Annotated in this window: 28 protein-coding genes and 3 tRNA genes; 16 read left to right on the top strand and 15 right to left on the bottom strand. The window is 55.5% G+C overall.

All coding sequences use genetic code 11. The features are described from left to right. Positions 1 to 82 precede the first annotated feature (82 nt). Genes PCAL_RS09205 through PCAL_RS09195 form a run of 3 tightly spaced genes read left to right on the top strand, consistent with a single transcriptional unit; the run spans position 83 to position 2,797 of the window. Positions 83 to 1,003, top strand: coding sequence for a D-2-hydroxyacid dehydrogenase (locus PCAL_RS09205; RefSeq protein WP_011850417.1), 921 nt, complete (start codon positions 83 to 85; stop codon positions 1,001 to 1,003). After that, positions 1,000 to 2,010, top strand: coding sequence for a pyridoxal-phosphate-dependent aminotransferase family protein (locus PCAL_RS09200; RefSeq protein WP_011850416.1), 1,011 nt, complete (start codon positions 1,000 to 1,002; stop codon positions 2,008 to 2,010). The genes PCAL_RS09205 and PCAL_RS09200 overlap by 4 nt, the downstream gene beginning before the upstream one ends. Further along, positions 1,997 to 2,797: an ARMT1-like domain-containing protein gene (locus PCAL_RS09195; RefSeq protein ID WP_011850415.1), complete on the top strand. Its 801-nt coding sequence runs from the start codon at positions 1,997 to 1,999 to the stop codon at positions 2,795 to 2,797. Before PCAL_RS09200 ends, PCAL_RS09195 begins: the two co-directional genes overlap by 14 nt. Here PCAL_RS09195 and PCAL_RS09190 read toward each other — a convergent pair. From PCAL_RS09190 to PCAL_RS09165, 6 genes are read right to left on the bottom strand one after another with little or no spacing between them, the layout of a single operon-like run. Further along, positions 2,775 to 3,194, bottom strand: coding sequence for a hypothetical protein (locus PCAL_RS09190; protein WP_011850414.1), 420 nt, complete (start codon positions 3,192 to 3,194; stop codon positions 2,775 to 2,777). The genes PCAL_RS09195 and PCAL_RS09190 overlap by 23 nt on opposite strands. A gap of 36 nt (positions 3,195 to 3,230) precedes the next feature. Continuing rightward, complete coding sequence (gene cca / locus PCAL_RS09185) at positions 3,231 to 4,487, bottom strand: CCA tRNA nucleotidyltransferase (RefSeq protein ID WP_011850413.1); 1,257 nt, start codon at positions 4,485 to 4,487, stop codon at positions 3,231 to 3,233. Continuing rightward, positions 4,484 to 5,044 (bottom strand): RNA 2',3'-cyclic phosphodiesterase, encoded by a 561-nt coding sequence (gene thpR, locus PCAL_RS09180; RefSeq protein WP_011850412.1) that lies wholly within the window; start codon positions 5,042 to 5,044, stop codon positions 4,484 to 4,486. Before thpR ends, cca begins: the two co-directional genes overlap by 4 nt. Then, positions 5,041 to 5,481, bottom strand: a complete 441-nt coding sequence (locus tag PCAL_RS09175; protein WP_193322661.1) for a MarR family transcriptional regulator — start codon at positions 5,479 to 5,481, stop codon at positions 5,041 to 5,043. Before PCAL_RS09175 ends, thpR begins: the two co-directional genes overlap by 4 nt. Before the next feature lie 31 nt (positions 5,482 to 5,512). Next, positions 5,513 to 6,409, bottom strand: a complete 897-nt coding sequence (locus PCAL_RS09170) for a TFIIB-type zinc ribbon-containing protein (protein ID WP_011850410.1) — start codon at positions 6,407 to 6,409, stop codon at positions 5,513 to 5,515. Beyond that, positions 6,406 to 6,654 carry a Gar1/Naf1 family protein gene (locus tag PCAL_RS09165; RefSeq protein ID WP_011850409.1) on the bottom strand — a complete coding sequence of 83 codons (249 nt, stop codon included), beginning with the start codon at positions 6,652 to 6,654 and terminating at the stop codon, positions 6,406 to 6,408. The genes PCAL_RS09170 and PCAL_RS09165 overlap by 4 nt, the downstream gene beginning before the upstream one ends. A 106-nt stretch (positions 6,655 to 6,760) precedes the next feature. Here PCAL_RS09165 and PCAL_RS09160 point away from each other — a divergent pair, with 106 nt between their 5' ends. From PCAL_RS09160 to PCAL_RS09150, 3 genes are read left to right on the top strand one after another with little or no spacing between them, the layout of a single operon-like run. Further along, positions 6,761 to 7,156, top strand: a complete 396-nt coding sequence (locus PCAL_RS09160) for a 30S ribosomal protein S8e (RefSeq protein ID WP_011850408.1) — start codon at positions 6,761 to 6,763, stop codon at positions 7,154 to 7,156. After that, positions 7,153 to 7,446: a signal recognition particle subunit SRP19/SEC65 family protein gene (locus PCAL_RS09155; RefSeq protein ID WP_011850407.1), complete on the top strand. Its 294-nt coding sequence runs from the start codon at positions 7,153 to 7,155 to the stop codon at positions 7,444 to 7,446. The genes PCAL_RS09160 and PCAL_RS09155 overlap by 4 nt, the downstream gene beginning before the upstream one ends. Before the next feature lie 6 nt (positions 7,447 to 7,452). After that, the gene (locus PCAL_RS09150) at positions 7,453 to 8,202 is read left to right on the top strand and encodes an ATP/GTP-binding protein (protein ID WP_011850406.1); all 750 of its coding nucleotides are present in this window, start codon (positions 7,453 to 7,455) and stop codon (positions 8,200 to 8,202) included. Positions 8,203 to 8,212: 10 nt separating this feature from the next. Here the strand turns inward: PCAL_RS09150 and PCAL_RS09145 are convergent, their stop codons facing one another. Continuing rightward, a complete protein-coding gene (locus PCAL_RS09145; RefSeq protein WP_011850405.1) occupies positions 8,213 to 8,512 on the bottom strand; it encodes a 50S ribosomal protein L21e in 300 nt (99 codons plus the stop codon). A 46-nt stretch (positions 8,513 to 8,558) separates the two neighbouring features. Between PCAL_RS09145 and PCAL_RS09140 the strand changes: the two genes are divergently transcribed. The 6 genes from PCAL_RS09140 to guaA all read left to right on the top strand — a co-directional run bounded on the left by PCAL_RS09140 (position 8,559) and on the right by guaA (position 14,501). Then, complete coding sequence (locus tag PCAL_RS09140; RefSeq protein ID WP_011850404.1) at positions 8,559 to 8,984, top strand: class I SAM-dependent methyltransferase; 426 nt, start codon at positions 8,559 to 8,561, stop codon at positions 8,982 to 8,984. A gap of 72 nt (positions 8,985 to 9,056) precedes the next feature. After that, on the top strand, positions 9,057 to 9,887 hold the full coding sequence (locus PCAL_RS09135) for an ATPase domain-containing protein (RefSeq protein WP_011850403.1): 831 nt from the start codon (positions 9,057 to 9,059) through the stop codon (positions 9,885 to 9,887). A 30-nt stretch (positions 9,888 to 9,917) separates the two neighbouring features. Continuing rightward, the gene (locus tag PCAL_RS09130) at positions 9,918 to 11,213 is read left to right on the top strand and encodes a signal recognition particle protein Srp54 (protein ID WP_011850402.1); all 1,296 of its coding nucleotides are present in this window, start codon (positions 9,918 to 9,920) and stop codon (positions 11,211 to 11,213) included. Beyond that, the gene (locus PCAL_RS09125) at positions 11,210 to 11,689 is read left to right on the top strand and encodes a hypothetical protein (RefSeq protein ID WP_011850401.1); all 480 of its coding nucleotides are present in this window, start codon (positions 11,210 to 11,212) and stop codon (positions 11,687 to 11,689) included. Before PCAL_RS09130 ends, PCAL_RS09125 begins: the two co-directional genes overlap by 4 nt. A gap of 31 nt (positions 11,690 to 11,720) precedes the next feature. Continuing rightward, a complete protein-coding gene (locus tag PCAL_RS09120; RefSeq protein ID WP_011850400.1) occupies positions 11,721 to 12,956 on the top strand; it encodes a tRNA pseudouridine(54/55) synthase Pus10 in 1,236 nt (411 codons plus the stop codon). A gap of 27 nt (positions 12,957 to 12,983) precedes the next feature. After that, on the top strand, positions 12,984 to 14,501 hold the full coding sequence (gene guaA / locus PCAL_RS09115; protein WP_011850399.1) for a glutamine-hydrolyzing GMP synthase: 1,518 nt from the start codon (positions 12,984 to 12,986) through the stop codon (positions 14,499 to 14,501). Here the strand turns inward: guaA and tsaA are convergent. The 3 genes from tsaA to PCAL_RS09100 are packed head-to-tail and all read right to left on the bottom strand — an operon-like array spanning position 14,498 to position 17,056. Beyond that, positions 14,498 to 14,980 carry a tRNA (N6-threonylcarbamoyladenosine(37)-N6)-methyltransferase TrmO gene (gene tsaA, locus PCAL_RS09110; RefSeq protein WP_011850398.1) on the bottom strand — a complete coding sequence of 161 codons (483 nt, stop codon included), beginning with the start codon at positions 14,978 to 14,980 and terminating at the stop codon, positions 14,498 to 14,500. The two genes, guaA and tsaA, sit on opposite strands and share 4 nt — an antisense overlap. Positions 14,981 to 15,015: 35 nt before the next feature. Beyond that, the gene (locus PCAL_RS09105) at positions 15,016 to 16,284 is read right to left on the bottom strand and encodes an MFS transporter (protein ID WP_193322659.1); all 1,269 of its coding nucleotides are present in this window, start codon (positions 16,282 to 16,284) and stop codon (positions 15,016 to 15,018) included. 22 nt (positions 16,285 to 16,306) lie between these two features. Further along, on the bottom strand, positions 16,307 to 17,056 hold the full coding sequence (locus PCAL_RS09100; protein ID WP_011850396.1) for a carbon-nitrogen hydrolase family protein: 750 nt from the start codon (positions 17,054 to 17,056) through the stop codon (positions 16,307 to 16,309). Positions 17,057 to 17,536: 480 nt separating this feature from the next. Between PCAL_RS09100 and PCAL_RS09095 the strand changes: the two genes are divergently transcribed. Continuing rightward, on the top strand, positions 17,537 to 19,672 hold the full coding sequence (locus PCAL_RS09095) for a hypothetical protein (RefSeq protein ID WP_193322658.1): 2,136 nt from the start codon (positions 17,537 to 17,539) through the stop codon (positions 19,670 to 19,672). Between the two features lie 89 nt (positions 19,673 to 19,761). Then, positions 19,762 to 19,884, top strand: a tRNA-Pro gene (locus tag PCAL_RS09090). Positions 19,885 to 20,253: 369 nt separating this feature from the next. Here the strand turns inward: PCAL_RS09090 and PCAL_RS09085 are convergent. The 4 genes from PCAL_RS09085 to PCAL_RS09070 form a co-directional block, all read right to left on the bottom strand. After that, positions 20,254 to 20,415: a hypothetical protein gene (locus PCAL_RS09085; protein ID WP_193322657.1), complete on the bottom strand. Its 162-nt coding sequence runs from the start codon at positions 20,413 to 20,415 to the stop codon at positions 20,254 to 20,256. 36 nt (positions 20,416 to 20,451) lie between these two features. Then, positions 20,452 to 21,843: a gamma-glutamyltransferase gene (locus tag PCAL_RS09080; protein WP_193322656.1), complete on the bottom strand. Its 1,392-nt coding sequence runs from the start codon at positions 21,841 to 21,843 to the stop codon at positions 20,452 to 20,454. Positions 21,844 to 22,097: 254 nt separating this feature from the next. Further along, positions 22,098 to 22,222 (bottom strand) — tRNA-Gln (locus PCAL_RS09075). A gap of 85 nt (positions 22,223 to 22,307) precedes the next feature. Next, a tRNA-Pro gene (locus PCAL_RS09070) sits at positions 22,308 to 22,435 on the bottom strand. A gap of 46 nt (positions 22,436 to 22,481) precedes the next feature. Between PCAL_RS09070 and hemL the strand changes: the two genes are divergently transcribed. Further along, complete coding sequence (gene hemL / locus PCAL_RS09065; protein ID WP_193322655.1) at positions 22,482 to 23,762, top strand: glutamate-1-semialdehyde 2,1-aminomutase; 1,281 nt, start codon at positions 22,482 to 22,484, stop codon at positions 23,760 to 23,762. A 23-nt stretch (positions 23,763 to 23,785) separates the two neighbouring features. Continuing rightward, positions 23,786 to 24,922, top strand: a complete 1,137-nt coding sequence (locus tag PCAL_RS09060) for a TIGR04053 family radical SAM/SPASM domain-containing protein (RefSeq protein ID WP_011850392.1) — start codon at positions 23,786 to 23,788, stop codon at positions 24,920 to 24,922. Here PCAL_RS09060 and PCAL_RS09055 read toward each other — a convergent pair. Then, a complete protein-coding gene (locus PCAL_RS09055; protein ID WP_011850391.1) occupies positions 24,880 to 25,467 on the bottom strand; it encodes an HAD family hydrolase in 588 nt (195 codons plus the stop codon). The genes PCAL_RS09060 and PCAL_RS09055 overlap by 43 nt on opposite strands. Positions 25,468 to 25,496: the final 29 nt, after the last annotated feature.

Genomic DNA, 25,496 nt, shown 5'->3' with positions numbered 1-25,496 from the left:
CTCCCGGTCATGGGTCGCCAGACCGTTTTTTCATCACACGTTTTTTATGGAATGTTTTTAAAGGAATCTAATTCCGCCTCCAATGTCGGCTCTAATAGCCGATGCCGTAGACCCGTTAATAGTAGAGCGGCTAAAGAAGATGGGCATAAGGGCCGATGTGAAACCCGGCATTTCGAGAGAGGAGTTGTTAAAAGTGGTGGGAGACTACAACATTTTAATCTTCAGGGGCAGGCTCAAGATAGACAAAGAGGTAATAGACGCCGGTAGGAACCTAAAGATTCTGGCCAGGTACGGCGTTGGGTTAGACAACGTCGACGTAGAATACGCAGTGAAGAGAGGAATCTCTGTGGTGAATGCACCAAACGCGCCAGCTAGAAGCGTGGCGGAGCTCACAATAGGGCTAATGTTCGCAGTAGCGAGGCGGATACCCCTCCTCAGCACAAAGGTAAAGGCAGGGGAGTGGCCCAAGGGCAAATATGTGGGCATAGAGTTATTTGGAAAAACGCTCGGCGTGGTTGGATTTGGTCGTATTGGGAAAGCTGTGGCGCAAGCGGCGAGGGGGCTTGGCATGGATATACTGGCCTACGACGTTATAGACGTCAAAGACGAGGTGGAGAAAATAGGCGGCAGACAAGTGAGCTTAGAGGAGCTTTTAAGGAGAAGCGACGTAATATCGCTCCACGTCCCGCTCACCCCGGCCACGTACAGACTGTTAAACGACGAAAGATTGGCATTGGTAAAAGATGGGGCAATAATAATAAACACTAGCAGAGGCGAGGTAATAGATCACGAGGCCCTCCTAAAGCACTTAGACAGGCTTTGGGGAGTTGGACTAGACGTATTGCCAGAGGAGCCTCCGAGGAGTGAGACGTTGCGTCAGCTCATAAGTCACGAGAAGGTGGTGGTTACGCCGCATGTGGGGTCGGAGACCTTTGAGGCGATGAGGCGTCTGGCAGAGGAGCTTGCGGACAACATAGAGGAAGTTGTCAAAAGGGTGTTATGAAGTACTTAACCCCAGGCCCGGTACAACTGCCGAGGTTTGTGATTGAAGCGATGGCCAAGCAACCGCCGTTCCACCGAGGCGAGGAATTTAAAGCGCTTTTCAAGTCGGTTTTAGAAAAGCTGGGCGCGCTCTACCCAGCAACGCCTGTGGTAATGCCTGGCACCGGCACGCTGGCGGTGGACACGATGATTTACAACTATGTAAACCCCGGCGACGAGGTTCTCGCCATTATCTACGGCGAGTTTGGAAAAAGAGCCGCAGAAAGCGCCAAGTCTAGAGGCGCTACGGTACTGGAGCTGGAGAGAGACACCCCGCCGGCCCCCGACGAGGTCGACGACGTTTTGAGAAAAAACAGGAGCATAAAAGCGGTTATATTAGTTCACAACGAGACAAGCACAGCCATTGCGTATAAGGACATGAAAAAGCTCGCCGACGTGGTCAAGTCGCATGGGGCGTTGTTGCTCGTCGACGCCGTGTCAGGATTCCCGGCAGAACCCCTGGCGGCTGGCGTTGATGTGGTGGCAACTGCCTCCCACAAGGCCCTCCTCGCTCCCCCAGGGGCCTCGATCCTATACCTCGCCAAGGAGCCCCGCGCCACCTCTAGCGTGCCCCCATCTATGGACCTGAGGAAGTTTCTAAAGTCTTTAGAGCACTTTGAGACGCCTTACACACCTCCAATTCCTGTCCTATACGCACTAGACGTCTCGCTAAGCTACATACTGGAACAGGGCGTTAAATACACGGAAATGCATAGGGAAAGAGTCGACTACCTGTACTCAAGCGTTAAGCTGAAGGCAATACCGCCCCCAAATCTGCGTAGCTTGACCGTTACCGCGTTTTACTGCGACAAGCCAAAGGAGGCCATTGCAAAGCTCAGGTCGGCGGGCTACGTCGTCGCTGGTGGTATGTATAAATACAGAGACAGGTCTATCAGAATAGGGGTAATGGGCGACATAACCCTAGATGATTTAAAGAGGGTTGCAGAAGTAGTAAATGACTTGGCTTGACAACGCCAATTGTAAACTCTGCCTCATATACTCAAGAACAGGCGACTTAACTAGGCTCGGCAAAGCCGAGAAACTTCCCGACTTGCTAAACGAGTTGGTGGCCCTGTTGAAAGAGTCCAGTAGAAGCGTTGCGTTTTCAACAAGTTTCCAAGTCGTGGCAAATTTAGTCGGAAAAGAGGATCCGTATAGGGACTACAAGGAGAAACTCATCGCCATAGGCAAACGAGTTGCCGAGTCCGTGAGACATAGACTCGCCCAAGCCTCGTGGGATTTGAGAATGGCCTTGAGGATAGCCGCAGCAGCCAATATCGTGGATACAAGCGTGTTGGGGTACAGGCCTAAGAAACTTGAAGAAGCCGTGTGGGACCTCCCTGCCATTGAGGAGTATGTCTCCCTTCCAGATTCTGTATACTACGTATTAGACAACGCGGGAGAGGCTCAGATAGACCTCGTGGTTGCCGAAGCTCTGGAGAAAAACGGCATAAAGCCCACATTTGTAGTAAGGTCCGAGCCATATGAGATAGACGTACTAGAAAAAGATTTGGGCATCTACAACGTGGTGAAGACCCCGGGGAATATATCCCCAGTGAGGTGGCTACGGGGATTTGCAATTGCAAAGGGCATTGCAAACCTCGAAGCGTATGTCGAGTGGAACGCCGCACAGACGTTACACTTGTTTAGGGCCAAGTGCGACGTGCTTGCCAGAGTCTTTTCCGTCCCGCGGAATGCGCCTATTATTATAAGTGGGCCAAAGGCCAGCGCTATTATCCGCTCACAGCAAGTTTAACGGGGACGCCGTTCTTAAATTGTACAACCACTTTGAGGGAGCCCAGTTCCCCCTCCTCAATGACTGTGCGGGCGACCTCGTACACCTTCTTAAGGACGCCGAGCAGGTCAACCATCTGCTTGTACGCCTCTTCAAGAATTTCGCTTTTCACAATTGGGCTAGGGTCTATGTATATCTGAAGGCCTGTGACCTCTATGGGGGCCCCCCTCTCGGCGCCTCCGCCCCCAAACTTCTTTAGAAGCTCCTGCAACTTCTTGTACCGCTCAAGTTGCGGCTTAATTCCCTCAAGCTCGCTTCCAGCGACTTTCGTCAACTCCTCCAGCTCCCTTATCTGCCTCTCTAAATCCTCTAGGAATTTGTTGGCATTGTCGTAGACCTTGACAGTGTATACGTCCATTGTCTTTCACTACTTGTTGTTTTATAAGCACATCGCTTAAGTAATCCACGGGTTCTTACGCACCAGCTCGCCTGAATATTCGCCGAGTTTTACGACGTATTCCCCACCGCCCAACTTGGCCTTGATACAGTCGGCTATCTGCGTATATTTCCGCCTTTTGATCACATAAACTCTACTACCTTGCACAAATGGGCCTACCACGTCCTCGCCCACGTATTTCTCTACAAATTTATCTACTGCGTCGTCGTATACCGGAGGCCCCTTGTGGAGGACGTACGGCGGTAGAACAGCGGTCTCTAGGACATACACGAGAGATACGTAGCTTTTCTCGTCGCTTTCAACGCCCCAGCGGTAGACTCTGAAGCCGCATTCCCTAATCCAGTTAAACAGCGCGCGGCCTAAGCGTTTGTACTTCCCCCAAACTATGTCGGGAGGCTCAGCTGGGTAGGGAAACACCACCTCTACGACGTGCAGAGGCTGTACAAGTTTGCCAACAGTCGGACGGAAATACGACATAGACGGCCTCTTTAGGAAGCGCCTAGCCGCAAGTATAAAGGTAGACATTGAGGTTAAAGACACGGCAGCTGCGGCATTTCTACTAGAGTCCACTGGGTCGACCACGACTAGGGGAGCCCTGAACTTAGTCTTAACCTCTTGGAAAGATATAAAGGTGCGGTATGGGCGCCATTTAGACGCCGCCTTTAACACGTCAAGAAAACTCCCATAGTACACAACCAACAACTCTGCCAAGTAGCCCGAGAAGCCCTCCACCTTTATCTCAGCCCCGTAGACCCCTATGGCCTTTAGAAAAAGCTTGAGGAGCCTAACGTCTTGTCTCTGTTGCTGAGTCATTCTCTGCATAAGAAACTGGTGGTGAAGCGGCGACCGATCTGCGGCAGTTATAGGCCTCTCGCCTGGGCTAATTTTGTAGCAAGGGACTACATCTACTTCGTAGCCGTCTATAAACACTGTCAAGTAGGGATGTTGCGCAAACCTCAGCCCCCAGCTGACGCCGACCACGTCTAGAAACTTGGAAAGAGATTCCACAACCTCCTCCGGCTTAATAGACCTATCCTCTAGAACTATAAATATGTCTATGTCCCTCTGGCCCGGTAGCCACGTGCCGCGGGCGCTGGAACCAAGCACTTGCACCTCTGCCCTAACCCCCCTCTCCTCTACCCACCTGGCCACGAGACCTTTAACGTTGCTGGCCACTTCGGCCACCTTTTTCTCCTCCTCGGGCGTCGGCGTTACGAGCTTATACGCCTCCTCCAGTACCTCTTCCAAGCTCACGTAAGATTTAGCGTAAATAAGTCGCTATAAATAGGTCCACGCGGAGTAAGAACGGACTTCTTCAGCTTAATGCTAGTCACTTCCACAACGCCAAACTCTACGCCGTTGTAGCGTGCGACAAGGTCCCTAAGCCTTTCCACGTTTCGACTAGACTTCAACCTGCCCACAGTGAGATGCGGCGTAAAATCTCTCTCCTCGACATGCTCCGCGTACTTATCCACGGCCGCTCTAACGGCGGCGGCAACCCTCGAAAGCTCCTCTGCGCCCTGCGACACGCCTATCCACAAAACCCGCGGCCTTGACAAGTCGGGGAAGACCCCGACTCCGCTCAACCTCATAGAAAAACGCGTAAATCTCAACGAAGACAAGGCCCTAACAACGTCGTTTACGCGGCTTTGAGGTATTTCGCCGAGAAACCGCAGAGTAATGTGGAGGTTCTCCTTTTCCACAAACTTGATGTCTAAGCCAAGCTTGGCGACCTCCCTCTGAAACTCCTCAATCTTCTTCACAACGTCGGGATTTTCTATGTCAATAGCCACAAAACTCCTCACGCTCATACCCTAAGCCTGTAAGACCACCGGGCGAACAATTCGCAGTTCTGGGGAGAGATAAAGCTTACGCCGCATTTGTCCGAGTATGGACAGTAGGTGCACGGTATAGATAGAAGAAGCCTAAGCTCCTCCGGTAGCGAGCTTTCATCAACTCTAAAAGTCTCAACAGCCTCCTCCCTCAGCTTGCTGAGCAGTTTATAGGCCTTCTCCGTCAGCCTTATCGTATATACGCCGCGTTTATTCCCACCGACGCGCTCTCTGACTATCAACCCCCGCTTCTCAAGCCTCGCCAAGATGGGCAGACCAGTTTTACTATCTATCCCAATGTACTTCCACAAGTTCCTCTGCTGGTAGCTTCCGCCAAGTCTCTCAAGCCCCTGTAAAATTTGCACCTCCACCTCGGTTAATACATCACTCTCCTCTGTATATTCCTGGGAAGACACAAAGAGCACTACGCCGACCTTTTTAAGCCTTCTACACGGTGAGCTCTATGTAGAGCTTGTCGGCTAGCTCTCTCAAGAGCTCCCTAATAGGCCCCTCCGTGGAGTCTGCAGCTCTCGCAAGCTCTTTCTGAGTCACTTCAACGCCGGCGATGAAACATGCATAGTAGACGGCCGCCGCGGCCAAGACTTGGGGCTTTCTACCATTTCTAATACGCGGCGAGGATATTATGTACCGCAAAATGTCTACAGCCACGCGTTGCACCTCTGCAGACTTCTCATCTCCTATGCCGAGCGACGCGACTATTCTCGGTATGTAGATCTTTGGATCTGCCTTCGGCGGCCTAATGCCGAGGCTTAGCGCCACCTTCATAAGTTCCATATAAGCAGAGATAAGGGCCGACCTATCAATGCCCAACTTCTCCGTCAAAGCCTTTAGAGTCACCGAAGCTAGCCCATGCCTCTTTGCAACAAAGTACAACACGGCGGCGTACCCCTCGATCCTAGGAGCCCTAAAGCCCGCCTTATACACCTCCCTATACAGAGCCACAGCTTCGTCTACAACCACCTTAGGGAGGCCAATTCTAACTCTGGCACTTTCAAAAAACTCTCTAGCATCTAATTCAAGGCGCTCCAACGGCGTCGACATAGGCTTTGAGAATTTGCCAAGCATTATGGCCCTGAGCTTATCCGTGATTTTCACATTTCCACGCTCAATATCGCCAATGGAGGATCCTATGGGCCCTGCATAAGCCCTAGACGCCTCAGGCTTCCTCCATTCTGGGCCCAAGTCGGCGACTCCCTCCTTTAGTACAGTTCCACAGTTTTTACAAATTATCTGCCCCCCCTCGTAGTCGATAACTATGTTTTTGTCGCTGCCGCACACAGGGCAGCGATACTCCTCCACCTCGAAGATAAGTCTCCGGGTCATCTCCCCCTCCTCTTCTCCAGGTCCTGAAGTCTTACATACAGCGACTGTCCAATTATGCTCTCATCTTTGGCTAGGGGCTTTACAAGCCCGTAGGGGCTTTTAACGTTGCCAATTACGTCGTACAACACCCCCACCTTTTTCATCGTGAAGGTATACACATTTACATAAAGCGGGGGAACCTCGGAGAGACGCACCACGAGGTTCCCCATACGTGAGTAGTGAAGAGCAACTCCAATACGTTTCATTGCCTTTTAAGAAGCTTAGTTTAATAAGAGTTCCCCCCAATATCCCCGTATTACCGCAAGGCAGATAAAGGCTGATGACTTATAAACCCCACCAAGTAGTGGGGGCGTGAAGCTGGGGGCGTTTTACAAAGGTGGAGACTTAGTAAAGCCAAGCGGAGGCAAGAAGGGAAGGGTAAGAAAGACGAAAAAGAAGGCGCTCGGCGGAGGTCCCCCACAGATTCCAAAGCTAGGGGAAGAGGATATCAGATACGTGGAGAGGGTAAGAGGAGGCAACCACAAGGTGAGGCTGAGGCAGGCCAGATATGCAAATGTCTACATACCTAAGGAGAGGCGCCATGTAAAAGCGAAAATTCTCTCAATAGTTTCCTCCCCATCAAACCCCGACTACGCGAGGCGGAACTACATAGTTAAGGGGGCCATTATCCAGACGGAGGTGGGGAAGGCCGTGGTCACCTCGCGCCCCGGCCAAGACGGCGTGATAAACGCCGTCCTCATAGAATGAAGAAAAGGGGAGGCCGAATCCTCTGGCTTGTATACCTAGACTCCACAATACCCAAATCCAGAGGCAGAATAATCGCAAAAGGCGTCGCAGTTCCCAAGCCCACGATACAAGAGGTAGAGGAGGCCTTGAGAAGACTGGGCTACAGCTACGAGTCCTACCCCGAGAAGAAGTACCCCCCGCTTTGGTTTGAAGAACGGGCGCGCGGCTATTTCCTAGTGAAAAGCGACGAGAAGCCGGCCTCCATAGCGGCCAAGGTGGCTGAGGAAATAAGGAGAATAAGAGGGCAGTAGTCCGCAATGTATACAGTATTTTTCATCGGCACGGCTGGCTCAGGCAAGTCAACGCTAGTGTCTGCGTTGTATAACTGGCTCGACGACCAAGGCTACGACGTCGGTGTCGTCAACTTAGACCCAGCGGCGGAGTATCTCCCCTACACTCCCGACATAGACATTCGGGATAGGATTAGCGCGAGGAAGATAATGAAGCAGTTTAAGTTGGGCCCCAACGCGTCTATAATAGCCGCCGTGGACATGGTGGTCACGGAGGCGGAGAGAATCAAGGAAGAAATGGAAGTGGTGGGAGCCCCAATATACCTAATCGATACGCCCGGCCAAATGGAGTTGTTCGCATTTAGACAGAGCGGCGCCTACCTCGTGCAGAAGCTCTCAGACGTCCACAGCCTAGTAGTATACGTGGCAGACGCAGTCTACGTCCAAAGCGTCGACGGCTTTGCAACCACGATGCTCCTCGCGCTCTCGAGCAGAATACGCTTCAAGAAGCCCCAAGTCCTCGTGGTTAATAAGGCGGATCTCTTGAGCGAAGAGGCAGTTGCCAACATAGCCCAATGGGCCGAGGACCCCGACATCCTCCTCGAGTCCATAGAGCTCCCCAGGTATGAGAAAGAGATACTCCGATCAGTGGCCAACCTAGGCGGATTCATTGAGCCCATATTCGTGTCTGCAAAAACCGGTGAGGGTCTCGACAAGCTCTACTACCAAATACAGCTACACTACACAGGCGGAGAAGACGCGCAACTGCCCCCCTAGAACCGCTCGCTCAGCCTCCCAAGTGTGGCCTCAAATGCTCCGGCGTCGTTATTATGATCTTCTTCTTGTCCCCAATGTACGTCTCTATTACATATGCCCTCCCCCGTGTGCCTATTACGACGCCAACTTTGCCTTGGTACCGCCGGTGGGGCGCCGTTGAGATAAACGTCGGATCTATGTCTATCACCACCTTGTCGCCCGGCTTATACTCATAGAGAAGCCTAGAGAGTCCCGACATTCCGCGCTCCCGTGGTGCCTTAGAGAGCAACTTCCGGCTCTTGTAACGGTAGCCGTGAGTCCGCTTGACCATGCCGTGGACAATCCGCACACTTAATAAAGTTTGTCCCGTATCCCACGTGTACGGCGACAAGAAGGGGGTGCTCGAGCTCTACGAGAAGTTGGCCGAGGTGTACGAGGAGGTTTACTGCGGAGAGCAGAGGCGGAAGTACTGGCTCATATCGGGGCAAGCAGGTGAGAGAGTCGTGGACGCCGGGTGCGGCGTCGGCATTGCGCTGGAGGTGTTGGCGGACAAGTACGTGGTCTGCCTAGACCTCTCCGAGGATATGCTGAGGAGGGCGAGGGATAGGAGGGGAGAGCTGGGCGAGTTGGTGCTTGGGGACTATTGGCTTCCCCCCTTCAGAGATGGGGCGTTTGACGCGGCGTTGTTCATCTCCTCGCTTGAGCCACAGCGGTTTTCGGAGGCCCACCAGCTGTGGCGACGCATTGCGAAGAGGACGTTTTTTGAGTTTAGGGGGGAGTGGTACATATTCAACGCAACGTAATTAAATAGATGCCCTTGAAGGGTATGCATATGTGAACAAAACAAATATATTTGCGCCGCCAGTAGGGGGCGTATGTCTTATGCGCAGGATTATGAGTACCAGGAGTATTACCAGTACGACAATAGAGCTCCCACGGGCATTTGGTACGTCGATCAGCTCCTCCAGGGGGGCTTTCGCAGGGGCGAGATCTACCTAATAGCTGGCGAGGCTGGCCAAGGCAAGACTATATTCAGTCTGCAGTTCCTCAAGACCGGCGCCGAATTATACGACGAGCCTGGCCTCTACATTACCATTGACGAGCCCTCGGAAGACGTCAAGAGGGGCGTCAGAGAGTCGCTGGGGTGGGACCTTGACGCGTTAGAAAGCCAAAACAAGCTTGTCTTCGTTGACCTCCGCACGCACTTTAGGACATACGCCAAGGAGGAGAAGGTGTCCGCCGACCCCAGAGACATTGCGAAAATAATCCTGGAGTATGTGAAAAAGTTCGGGATAAAGAGGCTCGTCATCGACCCAATAGCCCCGCTGATTATAACGTCTCACACAGACGTGCTGTGGGTAAGGGAGTACATGAGGGAGCTAGTGTTTCAGCTAAGGAAACTTAAGGACGTGACCACGTTGATGACCTCGGAGATACCGACGGGGGAGAACAAGATAAGCAGGTTTGGAGTTGAGGAGTACTTGGCCAGCGGCGTGATTAAGCTGGAGCTAATGGAGTACAGAGGGTTTGTCTTTAGAGTGATGTTCATTAGAAAGATGCGATGGACGCCGGTAAGGCCGCAGAAGCTGGTCTTCGAAATATACCCACACTACGGAATTTACGTTCTAGATAGGCTTGAGAACTTTATGAAACAAGTGGACATGTGGTACGCCTCGCTTACTCAGCAACAGGCACCGCCGGCCTAAAGTTTATTACTGTCTCACTCGCGTCTGTCTGTGAAGCTGAGCGAGGTATTTAGCAAGCTAATTGAGAAGATACGCGGGGTAGACTACATAGACGAGGCGGTTTTACAGGAGTTGTCGAGGGAAATCCAGAGGAGCTTGTTGAAGGCTGATGTTCCGCTGGAGTTGGTAAAGGCCTTTACCGACAGTGCGGTAAAGAGGATAAGGGAGGAGAAGCCCCCTGCGGGAATACCGCCGAGGGAGTATTTGGTCTATGTGCTCTACGAGGAGTTGGTAAAGTTGTTGGGGGGCGAGCAGCCGGCTGAGTTTAAGCCTACGAAGAAGCCGTATGTGGTACTGCTCCTGGGGGTAGAGGGGAGCGGTAAGACGACTACTGCGGCGAAGTTGGCCAAGTACTTGGCAAAGAGGGGGTATAAGGTGGGTTTAGTGGAGACTGACACGATTAGGCCCGCCGCCTTTGACCAGTTAAAGCAGTTGGCGGAGAAAATCGGCGTGCCTTTCTACGGCGAGAGAGATGGGAAAAACGCGGTGGAGATAGCCGTGCGCGGTGTCCAGAACTTTAAGAACATGGACGTCGTGATCATAGATACCGCAGGCCGCCACAGAAACGAGGAGGAGCTCTTGAAAGAGGTCAAGGCCATATATGACGCGGTGAAGCCCGACGAGGTGTTCCTAGTGATAGACGCAACTGTGGGCAAGCTCGCCGCGGCGCAGGCTGAGGCCTTCATGAAGTACCTGCCCATACACTCGGTGATAATTACTAAGATGGACAGCACAGCCAGAGGCGGAGGCGCACTGGCGGCGGTGGCCAAGACCGGGGCCAGGGTGAAGTTCATAGGCGTCGGCGAAGACGTGGACGAGTTTGAGCTGTTTAACCCTAGGAAGTTTGTGGCAAGAGTACTCGGCATGGGCGACTTAGACGCCTTGGTGGAGAAGATAAAGGCCGTCTTTGAGGAAGACAAAGTCCTCGAAGAGCTGGAGTCCGGCCGCCTAGATCTCCTCACTTTTAAGAAGCAGATAGACAGCTTGCTCAAGCTGGGCCCACTGAGCAAGGTCTTCCAACTCCTGCCGTCAAACTTCGCCATTAAGGTGTCAGAGGAGCAGATAGAGCTGTCGCAGAAGAACTTGCGCAAGTGGAAGGCCATCTTGAGCTCAATGACCATGGAGGAGCTGAAGCACCCAGAGGTGTTAAACGCAAGCCGCATACGTAGGATAGCCATGGGGGCAGGCGTCACGCCGAAGGACGTAAAGGAGATGCTAACCGTGTTTGAAAATATGAAGAAGATGAGCAAGATGTTGAAGCGCCAGATGCGCATGAAAATGAGGTGAGGCGCTTCTTAGTCGTCACGTCGACAGAGGCCTTCAAGAGGCAACCCCACATACATGCGAAGATCCTCACAGCCGCTCTGCTTATATCAAACGGTGTAAGACAAGACGCGGAGGCCGTCTTCTACCTCGTCGACCTAGACAGAGCGGTAAAAGTTGTCGGGGCAAGAGTAAAGAGGCTTTACCCAGACGAGGAGTCCGCCGCGGGCTTCTTGAAAAAGGCAATCCTTGGCAAGCCTTTACCCGGCGTTGTGGTAAAGAGTGGCGTGAGGGAGCTGGCCCTCGGAGCCCTGCTGGGCCCAGAGGGGCCGCAGCAGTGTCTACCAAAGCCGCCGTTTACCTACCTCGTAAAGCTTCAAGAATATGGCATATCCCCCCACTGCGGGCTGGGCCTTGGCAATTTGCCGCCGCATCACCAAGTGGCTGTGGTAAACATAGCTGCAGACAGGCTTCTATACGGCAGAAGGCCATGGCCGTGAACATTTTATAACCGGCCGCCACAAGCCGTCGATGGAGGTATTAGACAAGGCGCTTGAAATACTTAGGGCATACCCCCTCTGCGACTCGTGCCTCGGCCGCCAATTTGCCCAACTGGGCTTCGCCTTGGAAAACTGGGAAAGGGGCAGGGCGATAAAGACGCTGGTTCACATGAAGCTGGTCAGCGAGTATAGAAGTGGCGCCGACGTTTTAAACGACTTGGTAAAATTGGCAAAGACTCACCAGCCCACCCGCAGATTTCTCTCCACGGTGGGGGTAAAGGCGGAAGAAGAGAAGTGCTATATCTGCGGCGGTTTACTCGCTGATGTGGAAAAGTACGCCGAGAAGGCGGCCGAGGCACTTAGAGGGGTCGAGTTCGAAACCTTCGAGGTCGGGTCCTCCCTCCCCCGCGACATTTTGGAGAGAGAGGGCGAGGTGGTAAAGAGGTTTCTAATCACAACGGGGGAGTCGATAAAGCATGAGATCAATAGGCGCATTGGGCGAGAGCTTCTAAGGCGCCTGCCTGGCAAGAAGGTGGAGAAGCTGAGACCCAACGTAGTTGTAAAAATAGACTTTACAACCGGCGACGTTTCGGTGCTGAAAAACCCCGTCCTATTGGAGGGCATCTACCTCAAGCTCAGCCGTAGGACTTCCCAGGCAAAGAAATTTGGAGGCGTAAAGGCAACTCTACTTGAGAAACTGCAGTATGTACGCGACATATTCGGCGGCGTGGAGCACGTGATTCACGCGGGTGGGCGGGAAGACGCAGATGCCAGGATGCTCGGTACGGGCAGGCCGGTCGTGGTGGAGGTAAAGCAGCCGGCAAGATACAGAGCCGACGTGCCTCCGCTGGTGGACAGCGACGTCGTGTTCAAGCCGATAGGCTATGTCAACAGAGAAGAGGTGAGGAGGATAAAGGAGAAGGCTAAGACGGACATAAAGCTTTACCGTGCATTAGTGCTCTCTGAGAGGCCGCTTACTGCGGAGGAGTTGTCCAAAGTGTCTGAGCTGTCTAGGAGGACGGTGGTTCAATTTACGCCGAGGAGAATAAAGAGGCTTAGCCCTAAGAAGAAGAGGGTCAGAATGGTATACGACATCCACGCTCGTCTCGTCTCGCCGCATGTATTTGAGCTGTACGTGAGATGTCAAGGGGGGCTATATGTAAAAGAGTTTATACACGGCGATGGGGGAAGGACGACCCCCAGCGTTGCTGAGATTTTAAATGCGCAATTAGACGTATTGGAGCTAGACGTCTTGGCAGTAGAGTAGTTTTTATATCAACCGCTTAAAGGCCCCGTGGAAAAAGCCGTAGTTGTAAACTTCGGAGGCCAGTACGCCCACCTAATTGCCAGAAGAGTCAGAGAGCTTGGGGTATATGCAGAGGTGGTGGCCCCCGAGGACGCTGTAGAGGCGGCAATGAGAGAAGAGGTAAGGGCAATCATACTCTCAGGGGGCCCCCGCTCTGTCTACGAGGAGGGGGCGCCTGACTTGCCCAACGACGTCCTCTCACTGGGAAAGCCCATCTTGGGCATATGCTACGGCCACCAGCTAATCGCAAAAAAGATGGGCGGCACAGTGAGCAGAGGCGAGGGAGAATACGGCAAGACGTTGGTAAAGGTGCTGGTTTCCGACGTGTTGTTCGAGGGGTGGGGCGGCGAGGAGGTCACGTGGATGAGCCACGGCGACTACGTGTCGGAAGCCCCGCCGGGCTTCACTGTGTTGGCAGTATCGGAGCGGGGGTACATAGCTGCCATGCGCAGGGGCAACATATACGGGGTGCAGTTCCACCCAGAGGTTTCCCACACGGCGAAGGGGAAGGTGCTCTTGGAAAACTTTCTCAGAAAGGTGGCGGGGATAAGGGACGTGTGGCGCCCAGAGGACCAAGTGGAGAGGCTGGTCAAGGAGATAAGGGAAAGGGCCACCGCTGGCGACGTAATTATCGGAGTAAGCGGCGGCGTCGACAGCACAGTAACGGCAGTGTTAGTGTATAAGGCAGTCGGAGAGAGGGCAAAGGCAGTGTTCATAGACCACGGCCTCTTCAGAGAGGGCGAGCCGGAGCGGGTGGTCGAGTTGCTCAAGTCCATTGGCCTAGAGGTTTACTACGTCGACGCGAGAGAGCGCTTTCTGTCAAAGCTGGAGGGAGTCTCTGACTGTGAAGAAAAGAGGAGGATAGTTGGCGAGACCTTCGCGGAGGTATTCACAGAGGCTCTCGCGAAGTTTCCCAACGCCAAATACCTAGCCCAAGGCACTCTTTACCCAGACGTAGTAGAAAGCGGGGCGGTAAAGGGCGCCGACAGAATAAAAAGTCACCACAACGTGGGAGGTCTACCCCCGTGGTTCAAGCTCGAGCTAATAGAGCCCCTCAGAGAGTTCTACAAGGACGAAGTTAGAAGATTGGCAAAGGCCCTGGGACTGCCAGACGAGGTTGTCTATAGACAGCCCTTCCCCGGGCCGGGGCTCGCGGTTAGAATAATAGGGCCCTTTACCAGGGAGAAGTTGGAAGTGGTAAGGAGGGCCAGTAAGATAGTGGAAGAGGAGCTAGAAAAGGCGGGGATTTTGCGCAACGTGTGGCAGGCGTTTGCCGTAGTGGGCGACGACAAGTGGGTTGGCGTGAAGGGAGATAGGCGGGCCGTCGGATACATAGTGACAGTGAGAGTCGTCGAGAGCGAAGATGCCATGACCGCCGACTGGGCGAAGATACCCCACGAAGTGCTTGAGAGGATCTCCTCGCGAATCACCGCCGAGGTGCCCCAAGTCGTCATGGTCACATATGCGGTGACATCCAAGCCTCCGTCGACGATAGAGCCTTGCTAAGCCCTCCTAGGCCCTAGCCACTTGGGCAAGGCGCCGCCCTGCTCTTCGAAAAATCGCTCTACCCAATCCGGCGTGCGAAATTCGTTTACCACGTCGAGGTGGTCGTACGGCTTTATGTCGAGCACGGGGCTACCTGTCCAAGCGTCTAGCCCCATGACACGTATACGCGGGGGGTCCACGTCCACGAGTTTTACGATGGTTGTTGCAATGCGGTTCGGCCTCGGCGTAAACCTAGTGGCGAAGATCCCCACCTCCGGCATGTCCTCCCTGCCCCACGGCCTAACCTTCAGCCTGTAGGGGGGCGCCTCATGGAGATGCCATACGATTATGGCATGGCTATATTCCTCGAGACCCGCCAGCCCCTCTGCAAACTCGTCGAATATCCTTACGGTAGATACATAACTAAATCTGTCTACCCCGCCGCTGCGGGGCAAGCCGACTTCCACTACGCCTATAGGCCTTAGACAAATCTCCGCCACGTCCCCAGATTAAAATGGCTATATTTGTCTTACGTCTACTCCAGCCTCTTGGCGGCAGTCTCTGGCAGATAGAAATAGGCCACGACCAGCGCCAGCGCCGCCACGACGTAGGTGTACAGTATCAGCCCGGCCAGCGGGTTCTGTAGCGATATGCCTATGAGTTGCACAACGGTGGGAGTAAAGCCCCCGAAGACTCCCACTCCTATATTAAATGTCAGAGACATTCCTGTGTACCTCACCCTAGTGGGGAACAGCTCCGCTATGGCCGTGCCCAAGACGCTGAAGGTAAACGCGGTTGCGTATATCAAGATGAACACGGCGAATATAGTCTCTGCCAATCCCCTCGCCGTTCCCAGCCACTGGTAGATTGGGTAATACGTGAGAAGCCCCAGTGCCAGCCCCGCCATGTAAATCCTCTTCCTCCCATACTTATCGGCCAGCCACGCGTTTATTATGTAGAATGGGTACTGGAGGAGCGCCGCCACGCCGACGACAAGGTTAACGGTTAAGGGATCTAACTTCGCCACCTGGGTCAAGTATGTGAATATGTAGCCAGTGGAGGTGTAAGCCAGCACCGCGTGCCCGGCGCTTATCACGACGCCTACTACAATCCACTTTGAGTACTTGGTAAAGGCCTCTACCACTGGCACTTTGGCCACCTTTCCCTCCCTCTTTACCGCCTCAAACAGCGGAGTCTCGGTTAGCCTAAGCCTTAGATACACGCCGAGTATAGTAAGCACAATTGAGAACAGGAAGGGGACGCGCCACCCCCATGCCTCTATGTCAGCCCGCGACAGAAGGAGCGAGGTTGAGACAAGAGTAAGCGACGACAGCGCGAGGCCGGCTGGAGGCGTGGCGGAGAGAAATCCCGCGTAGAAGGCCCTGCGGTTGGGAGGGGCGTGTTCTAACACGTACGTCAACGCGCCGCCGTACTCGCCGCCCAGCGAAATGCCTTGGAGTATCCTGAAAAGCGCCAGGAGGAAGGGCGCCAGTACCCCGACCTGTTCGTAGGTGGGCAAAAGGCCTATGGCAAACGTGGAGAGCCCCATAAGCGTCAATGTGGCGAGGAAGGTGGCCTTCCTCCCCACTCTGTCGCCCAGGTGGCCGAACAAGACGGCGCCAAGCGGCCTGACGACATAGGCCGTGGCGAATATGAGCCACGTGAGAAGCGAAGCGACTATTGGATCCCCCTTTGGGAAAAACTTAGCGGATATGTAGGGCGACACTGATGCGTATGCAAAAAAGTCGTACCACTCAATCAACGTGCCGATGGTAGACGCCGCTGTTATAAACCGCAGAGACATAACCACAGCCTCTCTACCCTTTTTAAACATTCACACGGCCCACTCTCTCCAAGTCGTCGAGAAACCGCCGCCTAGACCTGGCGTAGTGAACCTCGGCCTTATCGAGCTCCGCTGTGTAGACCCCCGGCTCGGAGCCGAACCTCAAAAGCGAGCCGTTGGGGGAGGCGACGAAGGAGCCGCCCTCCACGGGCCTGCCGTCGGCGTACAGATACCCGGTGCCCAGCGCCGCGGCCACGTAGACAGAGTTCTCAAAGGCCCTCGTCAGCCCCACAGCCTCCCAAAGGGATCTTCTGTCTGAGGAAACGCTGGCAGGGTTCACCAACACCTCGGCCCCAGCCAACACAAGCCTCCTAGCCAGCTCGGGGTAGAGAATATCCACGCACACGAGGCAGCCTACGGCCCAGTCCCTTACCTTGAACAAGGCCAGCCTAGAGCCGCCCACAACCCTTTCCCGCTCCCCAGTCGCCGCAGCGGGGAAGATCTTCTCCCCCAGTGAAACAAGCCCCCCGCCGCCCACCACTGGACATACGTTTTTCACATGAGGCCCAAACTCTACCGCAACAGCCCCAGCCACCACCACGCCGCCCAGCGCCTCTGCCACATGCGCCATGGCGGACACGTACTTCTGAAACTCCTCGCCGCTCAGCGGGCGCGTGCCCACCCAATATTCGGGGAGGATCAAAACATCGGCCCTGGGAAGCCTAGAGAGAAGCCACTCCACGCCCTCCTCTATGCCCCTAAAGCGCGGCGTCTGACCTACAGCAATGCGCATAGGGACAAGCTGTGGGTGAGTTATATACCAAGCCGTCTATTCCTCGGCGCCCCCTACCGTGAACGCGGTGCAGGGCGCTTTATAAGCCCATACATTTTATAATCGTGGATATTTACGTGGGGTCTCTCTGTGAGTGGACCCGTGGGGAAGGTGTTTAGGCGTTGCGGCTCTGTTTAGGGCAAAGTGATGAAGGAGCTTGAGGTTGTGGTGTCGGCGGGCTGCGAGGGGACAAGCGGTTTATATAGCCTCTTCGTGTTCCAGGAATTATTGAGTGGCTGAGGCTATATACATGCCTTTTCACGTGTAGCACCCTGGTGTAGTGCTAGCAAAAGTGCTCCGGCTTGGGCAAGGCATTGCTGGCGAGGTGGCCACGGCCGCCCTCCACTAACGTTAAGACAGTGGGTTGAGTAAAAGTTTTAGTGATTTCTCATAACATCTCCGTAACGAAATAGCTTATATTCGCTCACGCGTTGTCTACCTGTGCACACAAGTGTCCCCGCTACGCTTTACCCTGGATGCCGCAACGCCCCCTCGGCTAATGCGGAGATGGCCACAACGGGCGCATCCCAGTTCGCCGAGCTGGCCGCTTTGGGCTTTTTCAACCCAGTAGCCAAGGCCGACGTCGATAAGGCCCTCGGCGACGTGTTGAGTGGGCTTAGGGCCGTGGAGGGACTGGAGGGGAGTCTGGTCGGCCACGTCTCCAGGGGCTTTGCCTCAGCCGACTTCGCCCGCCTGGTCGAAGGCGCAGTGAAGGCAAACCTGGAGACCGAGACGAAGGGCTTAATAAGAGCTAGACTTATGAGCAAAGCGGCACGCGAGGTGACTCGCGACGAGGTGGACCACTTCATGGCAAACGCCGCGGCGGCTGTGGAGGCCGCGCTTGGCCTCATCTATAGGGCGGTGCACGAGAGGTGGAGGGCTACGGCTAGAGTTGACGAGGCTGGGAGAAAGAACTACGTCCACGTAGACAAGGAGCTCGTCGATACACTCGACGTGCGCAAGAAGGACATGGTGCACTACCTATGCTACGAGGTGGGCGACGTCGTGTATGGGGGCGCAAGGGCCGATGGTGTGGTTGTGTTAGTCTTCCTGGGCGGAGAGAAGTCGATAAGGGTTGAGGTGTTTGCTAAGTCCATCGCTGGCCTCCCAGTCCGCTTTGAGGAAGTGGAGTGGGGCGGCGAGAGGTGGCTCAGGCTGGCAACTGCAAAGATCCACAAACCGAGCGGTTCCGATAAGCACGTGGCACAGGTGGAGCTTAGGCTGGCGAAGCTTGAAGCAGAGGTGGACGGAGGCGCCGCCAGTGTGGAGGGCCTTAGGGGCCTACTGGTGTCAGATGCCTCTGGGAAAGAGATAGAAACTCCCGATCCCCTTCTCCTCAAGCTTTTTGCGCACCCCTTCGAGAGGGTAGAGATTGAAGTGGCTGGGGTGTCGCACACCGAGGCTGGCTTCGCTCTGACATTCAGAGCTGTTGCTCGTGACGACAAGCCGTTTAAAGAGCTTTTTAACGACATCGCCGAAAGGTACGGGAAGGAGTTATGGTTCGTAGTGGACGAGGCCAAGGGCATGTGGCTAGAGGCGATGCGCAAGCTATGCGAGGACATCAAACGCATAACAGATAAAGCCGCTGAGGTGGGGAAGAGGGAAGGCGTTGAGAGTGGCAGAAAGGCCCTTGTCGAGGGTCTAAAGCGCCTGTTCGAGGAGAAGGAGCGGGAGGCGTTAGACGCTGGCCGTAGCGACGAGGCTCTCGCAATTGCAGTGGCGGGCCGCCTCCTCATCGGCATTGTAAATAGCCCAAGGGAGTGGCTTTCTCTCCTCGTGGGAGACGGCGTAGTGGACTTCGTCCACAAGACGCTTGGCTTTTCAGCCAAATACACCGAGGTTGCCGAGGCAGTCCTACGCCTCTTGGCCACGTGGGCTGGCGCGTATGGGGCGAAAATAAGGGCGATAGGTAAGGGCGCGGTCGTATACGCCAGCTCCAGGGACGCGGTCAGGGTGCTTGGAGCAGTCCTCGCGGGCGAGGTGCTTGAGTACGCGGCGTCTCTGGCCAAGTCGTGGAGTGGGCTTGCCGGGTCAGACGCGCCTAAGGTCATCTCGCTTCTGGCTCTCGCCCAACTCCTCGGCGTCGTTGAGGAGAGGTGGGCCGTTGAGCTGTGGTTGGCACACAAGGCCGTCACGACCCCCACGCAACCAGAGGCGGCGAAGGCCCTTGAGGGTCTCTTCGCCAGAGTGGAGGGTGTGGACAAGGTGGAGTGGACGAAGAGAGGCGTCAGTCTCTACTTCAAAGTGAGAGGTGTGGGGGGCGCCGAGCGGGCGGCCGTGTTTAAGCTGTACACAGACTTCCGCCACTTCCTCCTCTACTGCGAGTCGTGTAGCGATGAGAAGTCGGCAAAGAGAGTCCTAGGCGAATTGGCAGAGGAGCTTCGCCCAGCGGTGGAGCAGTTGGAGAGGCGGCTGGGGCTGGTTGCCAAAGAGCAAAAGTGGCCGAAGTGGAATTGGAACGCCCTTGAACTACCAGCCAGAGTGGGTTGGCCCATGTTTTTAAAGCTATGGATAAAAGTACATGACCTTTCCCGTGAAGAGGGAGGGGAGAGAGCTTCTCCGCATGGAGGTGCTTGATGTTAGACTTAATGGCATGTCCAAGTTCCGCCTTTGGCTCTACAACAGGCTAAAAAATTTATAAACGCGTCACAAGGAGGGAAAGGAACGGGGCCGTAGTCTAGCCTGGCTAGGATGCCGGCCTGGGGAAGACTCCCCGCGGCAGGGGTCTAGAGAACGCCGGTGATCCCGGGAGGGGAACCCCGGGAATTCAAATCCCGGCGGCCCCACCACACCTTTCTACGAAGGCTCATCGACGAAAACTTTTTATAACATGTCCAAGCGTTAAATGGTGACTAAGCGGGGCGCGCTGGCGTTGCTTATGGCGCTAATGGCAGGCGCCTACGCACTGGCGTTTACGCCCGTTGAGACAGGCAACATTGGCGCGATGTTTAATGAACTAATTTCCAGATTAGTGTATAGAGCGGTAATACCAATAGTTGCAACAATATTAGCCGTATATATTTTGGCTAAAGTCCTCGAAAGGCACCTCTCAAAGAGACGATCGAGACGTTCTGGACAGATGCAATGTACCTGCTATTGCGGGTGAGTCTACAGCGTCCCCTTTAAAATCACCCCCTCCCTTTTTACTCATTCTGGGTTTATCCACAGGCGCAACCTCCGGAGGTGCCGATTATGATCTTGTTCTCTGCCATTAGCTTTGACCAACAGTCGGGGCATACGAGCACCGCTCCCATGCCTTTTACATTTGCCTCGAGTAGTGGAGTGTCTTCTCGGCCGCATATGGCGCATTTAAACTGCATATGCGTCTATGGTGTCTTTGTCTTTAAACTTTTCTCCTAAATGCCTATGGCGATTCCGTCGCCGCGTATGTCGGCTACGGCGCCTACGTGGTCTAGGCCTTTGTAGGCCAGGGCGGCGACTCCCAGCCTGCTTGGGTATTTTACGAGGTGGACTCCTGGCTCCTGCTCGTAGCCTTCCTCTGCCTGTACCTCGTCGCCTCCCAGCCATATAAACCTGGGGGCCCACACTGCGTCTCTTGGGGCCATTTTGTACACTACTAGGTTGTGTATTAGCTGGGCGTAGATGGCCGGCCTGTAGTGGCCCGCGCTGGCGCCCAAGGCGTAGACCTCTTCGCCTCTCTCGACCACTGTTGCGGAGAGGGTGTGGGCTGGCCTCTTGTGGGGGGCCGCCTTGTTGAGGCCGTCGGTGAAGTCGCTTGCCCTGTTGTTCAAAGTGATGGCGTATTTGGCCGTGGTGACGCCAGCGCCGAAGGGGTAGTACAGAGACTGTATTACAGAAACCACTTGTCCGCCGTCTGCAGCCGCTAGGTAGGTGGTGCCGGGGGTGGGCGCCGGCCGCAAGGCCTCTCCCAGCTCTATCTTGCCCGAGAGCAAGTCGTCCACTGGGACGTTGCCGTCGTGTAGATATCTGTCCCTGGCCCAATGCGCCTTCTTAAGCGCTGCCACTGTGTTCTTTATCCTCTCGTAGCTGAAGGGGGAGGCGGCGGGCTTGGCGAGTTTGGCGGCGAGAAGCACGGCGAAGCCCAGCGAGGGGGGCGGCGCCTCGTACACAACGGCGTCGCCGAGCTTCACCGAGATTGGGCGCCTAACCTCGGGTCTATACAGCTTGAAGTCCTCGGGCTCAAAGTGGCCAAGCGCAACTATGTCTTCGGCGACTTCGTCGTAGAAGGACAGGGGGTCGTCCCTCAGCCGCTCCCAGAGCCTCAGCAGAGGCTCTATGCGGTACGGCGCGCCTGGGCGCCTTGGCAGTTCTAGGTACACTCTGCCCCCGGGGTCTCCTCTGAGGAGCGCCTCGTTTTTCTCAATGGCGGACACTAGGGAGGGGTGCATCGTGGCTTGCGCCATGGCGTCTAGGGCCACGTCGACTACGCGTCCCCACTCCAACGCGCCGTACCTCTTGTGGAGTTCGTAAAGCCCGGCCACGTAGCCAGGCACCACGGCCGACTGAAGGTCTCTAGCAGGAGGCCTCTCGGGAACCCGCCTGGGGGCCCACCCAAGTCCCAACACCGCATCAACGGAGCCTCCGCGGTGCACCAACGCCAAGAGGTCGCCCCCCACTCCGCCGAGGTGGGGGAGAGTATACGTGAGCACAATGGAGGCGCACACCGCCGCGTCTACGGCGTTGCCCCCGAGCTTGTAGGCCTCAAACCCCGCCCTAGAGGCTAAGTAGCTCTCCGACGCTATTGCGAATCTACGGCCGAGAAACATACAAAAACCAACCCCCATATTAATACACCCCCCGGCTCCCCGCCCGCCGACGTCCCCGAGTCACGGGGATGAATGAAGGCGGGGCCGGCTACCGCCACGCCATTTTCAACTTGTGACCTTCCTCAGTGTTAAACGTCCTCATAGTAGTAGGTCGGCGTCTAGAATATGTATCGTGAATAGGGGGAGTCTTGAGACTGTTAGGTAGTTTAAGCGGCGGTCTATGTACAGCGCTCAATCGGGGGAGAGTAAGAGCGTGGTAGCCCGGCCGGGATTCGAATTCCCGGGCTTGCTCCTCCCGGGCCACGGGGTTTCTCCTCCCTTGGATCCAAAGCCCCGCATCCCTAGCCGGGTTCCCCGTTGGCCGCTAGACGACCGGGCTCGCCTCTTTATACCGCCGCGTTTTTAAACTTTTTCGCCTTGCCTCTATGTATAAACTTCTGTGGGGTTTCGCGTGGAGGAGAGTGTGGTGGGGCCGCCGGGATTTGAATTCCCGGGGGTCTCCCTCCCGGGGTCACGTGGGGGCTTGGGCTGCGCCTCCCAAGCCACGCCTTGGGGGGCTGTGCCCTATCCTACCAGGCTAGACTACGGCCCCCATGCCCTTTGATGTACAGTTTTTAAAAGTGTTTGATGGTGTCCTCATGCTGTTTGAGAGGGCAAAGGCTGTTTTTCCGGGGGGCGTCAACTCGCCTGCCCGTGCGCTTAAGCACCTCCCCACTCCCCTGGTGGCCAAGGCGGCTTCGGGGCCGTATCTCTACACGGATAGGGGGAGGCTTGTGGATTTCTGCCTCGCGTTTGGCGCCATTATCCTCGGCCACGCCCATCCCAAGGTTCGTAGGGCTGTGGAGGAGCAGTTGGCCAGGGGCTGGATATATGCCTTGTTGACTGAGGAGGAGGTGTTGTTTGCTGAGAAGATAAGGGCCCATGTCCCCTCTGTCGAGAAGATGCGGTTTGTAAACTCGGGGACTGAGGCCACCATGAACGCGGTTAGGCTGGCTCGGGGCTTTACTGGGAGGGACTACATAATTAAGTTCGATGGTAATTTCCATGGCTCTCACGACTATGTGCTTGTCAAGGCTGGGTCTGGAGCAGCCACGTGGGGCATCCCGACGAGTGCCGGCATCCCTAGCGACGTGGTTAAGATGACGGTCGTGGTGCCTTACAACGACGTAGATGCCTTTGTTAAGGCGGTGAGAGAGGTGGGGGATAGGCTGGCCGCAGTGATTGTGGAGCCCATCGCCGGCAACTATGGCTTGATACTCCCAGAGGTGGAGTTCTTGAAGGCGCTCAGAGAGGAGACGGAGAGAGTCGGCGCGCTTTTGATATTTGACGAAGTTATCACGGGCTTTAGAGTAGGCCTAGGCGGCGCGCAGGGCTTGTACGGCGTGGTACCTGATTTGACGACTTTGGGCAAGGTTATCGGCGGCGGCTTCCCAATAGGCGTCTTCGGCGGCAAGTCCTTCATCATGGACTTGGTGGCCCCGCAAGGTCCCGTTTATAACGCTGGCACTTTTAACGCGCACCCTGTCTCGATAGCGGCGGGCCTCGCCGTCCTCGAGGAGCTGGAGGGTGGCCAAGTCTACTCCGTCGCCAACGATGCGGCGAGGAGGATGGCGGAGGGCATAAGGGACTTGGCTGAGAGGGTTGGCTTCGACGTGGTAGTTAAGCACATAGCGTCGATGTTCCAGTTCTACTTCAAGAAGGGCGATGTCAAGACTCCGCAGGACGTGAGAGAGAGCAACGAGAAGCTTTATCTGAAGTTGCACGAGTTGGCCATTGGGCACGGCGTCTACTTAGCCCCGTCACAGTTTGAGGTCAATTTCACAAGCGCGGCGCATACGGCCGAGGTGGTCGAAGAGGCGCTAGGCGCTTTGGAGAAGGTGTTTAGGGAGCTGAGGCGCGAGGTGGGCGGCAATAGTTAAATGTGGATAGCGCTTGATGGGAAATGCGGAGCGTGGAGGAGCTCATTAGGCGATTCCACGAGGCCCCCTTGTTGGTCTTCTGGGAGTCCACAAAGGCCTGTCCCCTTGCTTGTAAGCACTGTAGGGCTGACGCAATTTTAAAGCCTCTCCCGGGCGAGCTGTCAACTGAGGAGGGGAAGAGGCTTATTGAGCAAGTGGCGGAGTTTGGAGACCCCAAGCCCCTCCTCATTATAACCGGCGGCGACCCGTTGATGAGGGCGGACCTCTTCGAGCTTGTGGACTACGCCAACTCCCTGGGGGTGCCCGTCTCGCTTGCCCCCGCCGTTTCAAAGAGCTTAGACGACGAGGCCCTTAGGCGTATCAAGTCTTCTGGCGTCAAGTCTATCTCGATAAGCCTAGACGGGGCCACGGCTGAGACTCATGACGAGTTGAGGGGGGTCCCGGGTAGCTTTGCTGAGACAGTGTCTGCGATAAAGAGGGCGCTGGACTTGGGCATATCTGTCCAAGTCAACACTGTGGTGTGGAAGAAGTCGCTCAGCGAGCTCCCCGACGTGGCGTACCTCCTCCGCAGGCTCGGGGTAAAGGTGTGGGAGGTCTTCTTCCTCATTGTAACTGGCAGAGCCAAGGAGGAGTTGGACATCTCGCCTGCGGAGTACGAGTCCGCTGTTCAGTTCCTTGTCGACGTGTCCACCTACGGGTTCCAAGTCAGAACTGTCGAGGCCCCGTTCTACAGGAGGGCCAAGCTTGAGAGGTTGCGCGGAAAGGCCTACAGCGATCTCCTTTACGACAAGCTTGTAGCAAGGCTGAGGGAGCTTCTGGGCCCGCCTCAGCGGGGCGTTGACCCCACTATTGTGCCCACGCGGGATGGCTTTGGCATAATCTTCGTGGGGCACGACGGCACTGTGACCCCAAGCGGCTTCCTCCCCTACCCCCTGGGCAATGTGCGGAAAAGGCGCCTAGTGGACATCTACCGCAACCACCCCCTCCTGGTGAAAATGCGGCGTGGCGAGTTTGAGGGCAGATGTGGCGTGTGCGAGTATAAGGACATATGCGGCGGCTCGAGGGCCCGGGCATTCGCCGTGTTTAAAAACCCGCTGGCGGAGGACCCAGCCTGCGTTTATATCCCCAGTAGTTGGAAGAGTGTGGAGATGACGCGGTGAGCTCCTCTGCAGGGGACGCCGCGTCTAGCTATACAGACGCCTAAAGCGCCGGCGTTTTTAGCCATCTCAATGTCGTATTCGCTGTCGCCTACCACCACCATCTCGCTTGGGGGGACCCCGAAGCGTCTTGCCACTAGGTAGAGGGGGTCCGGCGCCGGCTTTCCCCGCGGGACCTCGTCGCCTCCCACCACTAAGTCCACATACTCGGCGAGTCCCGTGGCCTTTAGGATCTCCCTGGCCACGTAGCCGCTTGCCGAAGTGACCACGGCTATGGGCCTTGGCAGGCGCGACAGCACAGCCGCGTCGTCGTATGCGCGCACGGCACCTAGGTACTTTTCTAGGAATAGCTTGTTCTTAATTCTTGCCAACTCTTCGGCGCGTTGAGGCGCTATGCGCCGCGCTATTTCGAGAGCGGGCAACCCCATTAGAGGGGCCAGCTCCTCTCTCCGCTTTTTGATGCCGATGAGTTCCAATGCCTCTATCCACGCCCCGATGTGTGCGTCCACCGACTCCACGAGCGTCCCGTCGAGGTCGAAGATGTACACGAGTGGGGCAGCCAAGGGTTTTTAAAACA

The sequence above is a fragment of the Pyrobaculum calidifontis JCM 11548 genome, assembly GCF_000015805.1.
Taxonomy (GTDB): Archaea; Thermoproteota; Thermoprotei; order Thermoproteales; family Thermoproteaceae; genus Pyrobaculum; species Pyrobaculum calidifontis.
This window is presented reverse-complemented; position numbering and strand designations above follow the sequence as displayed.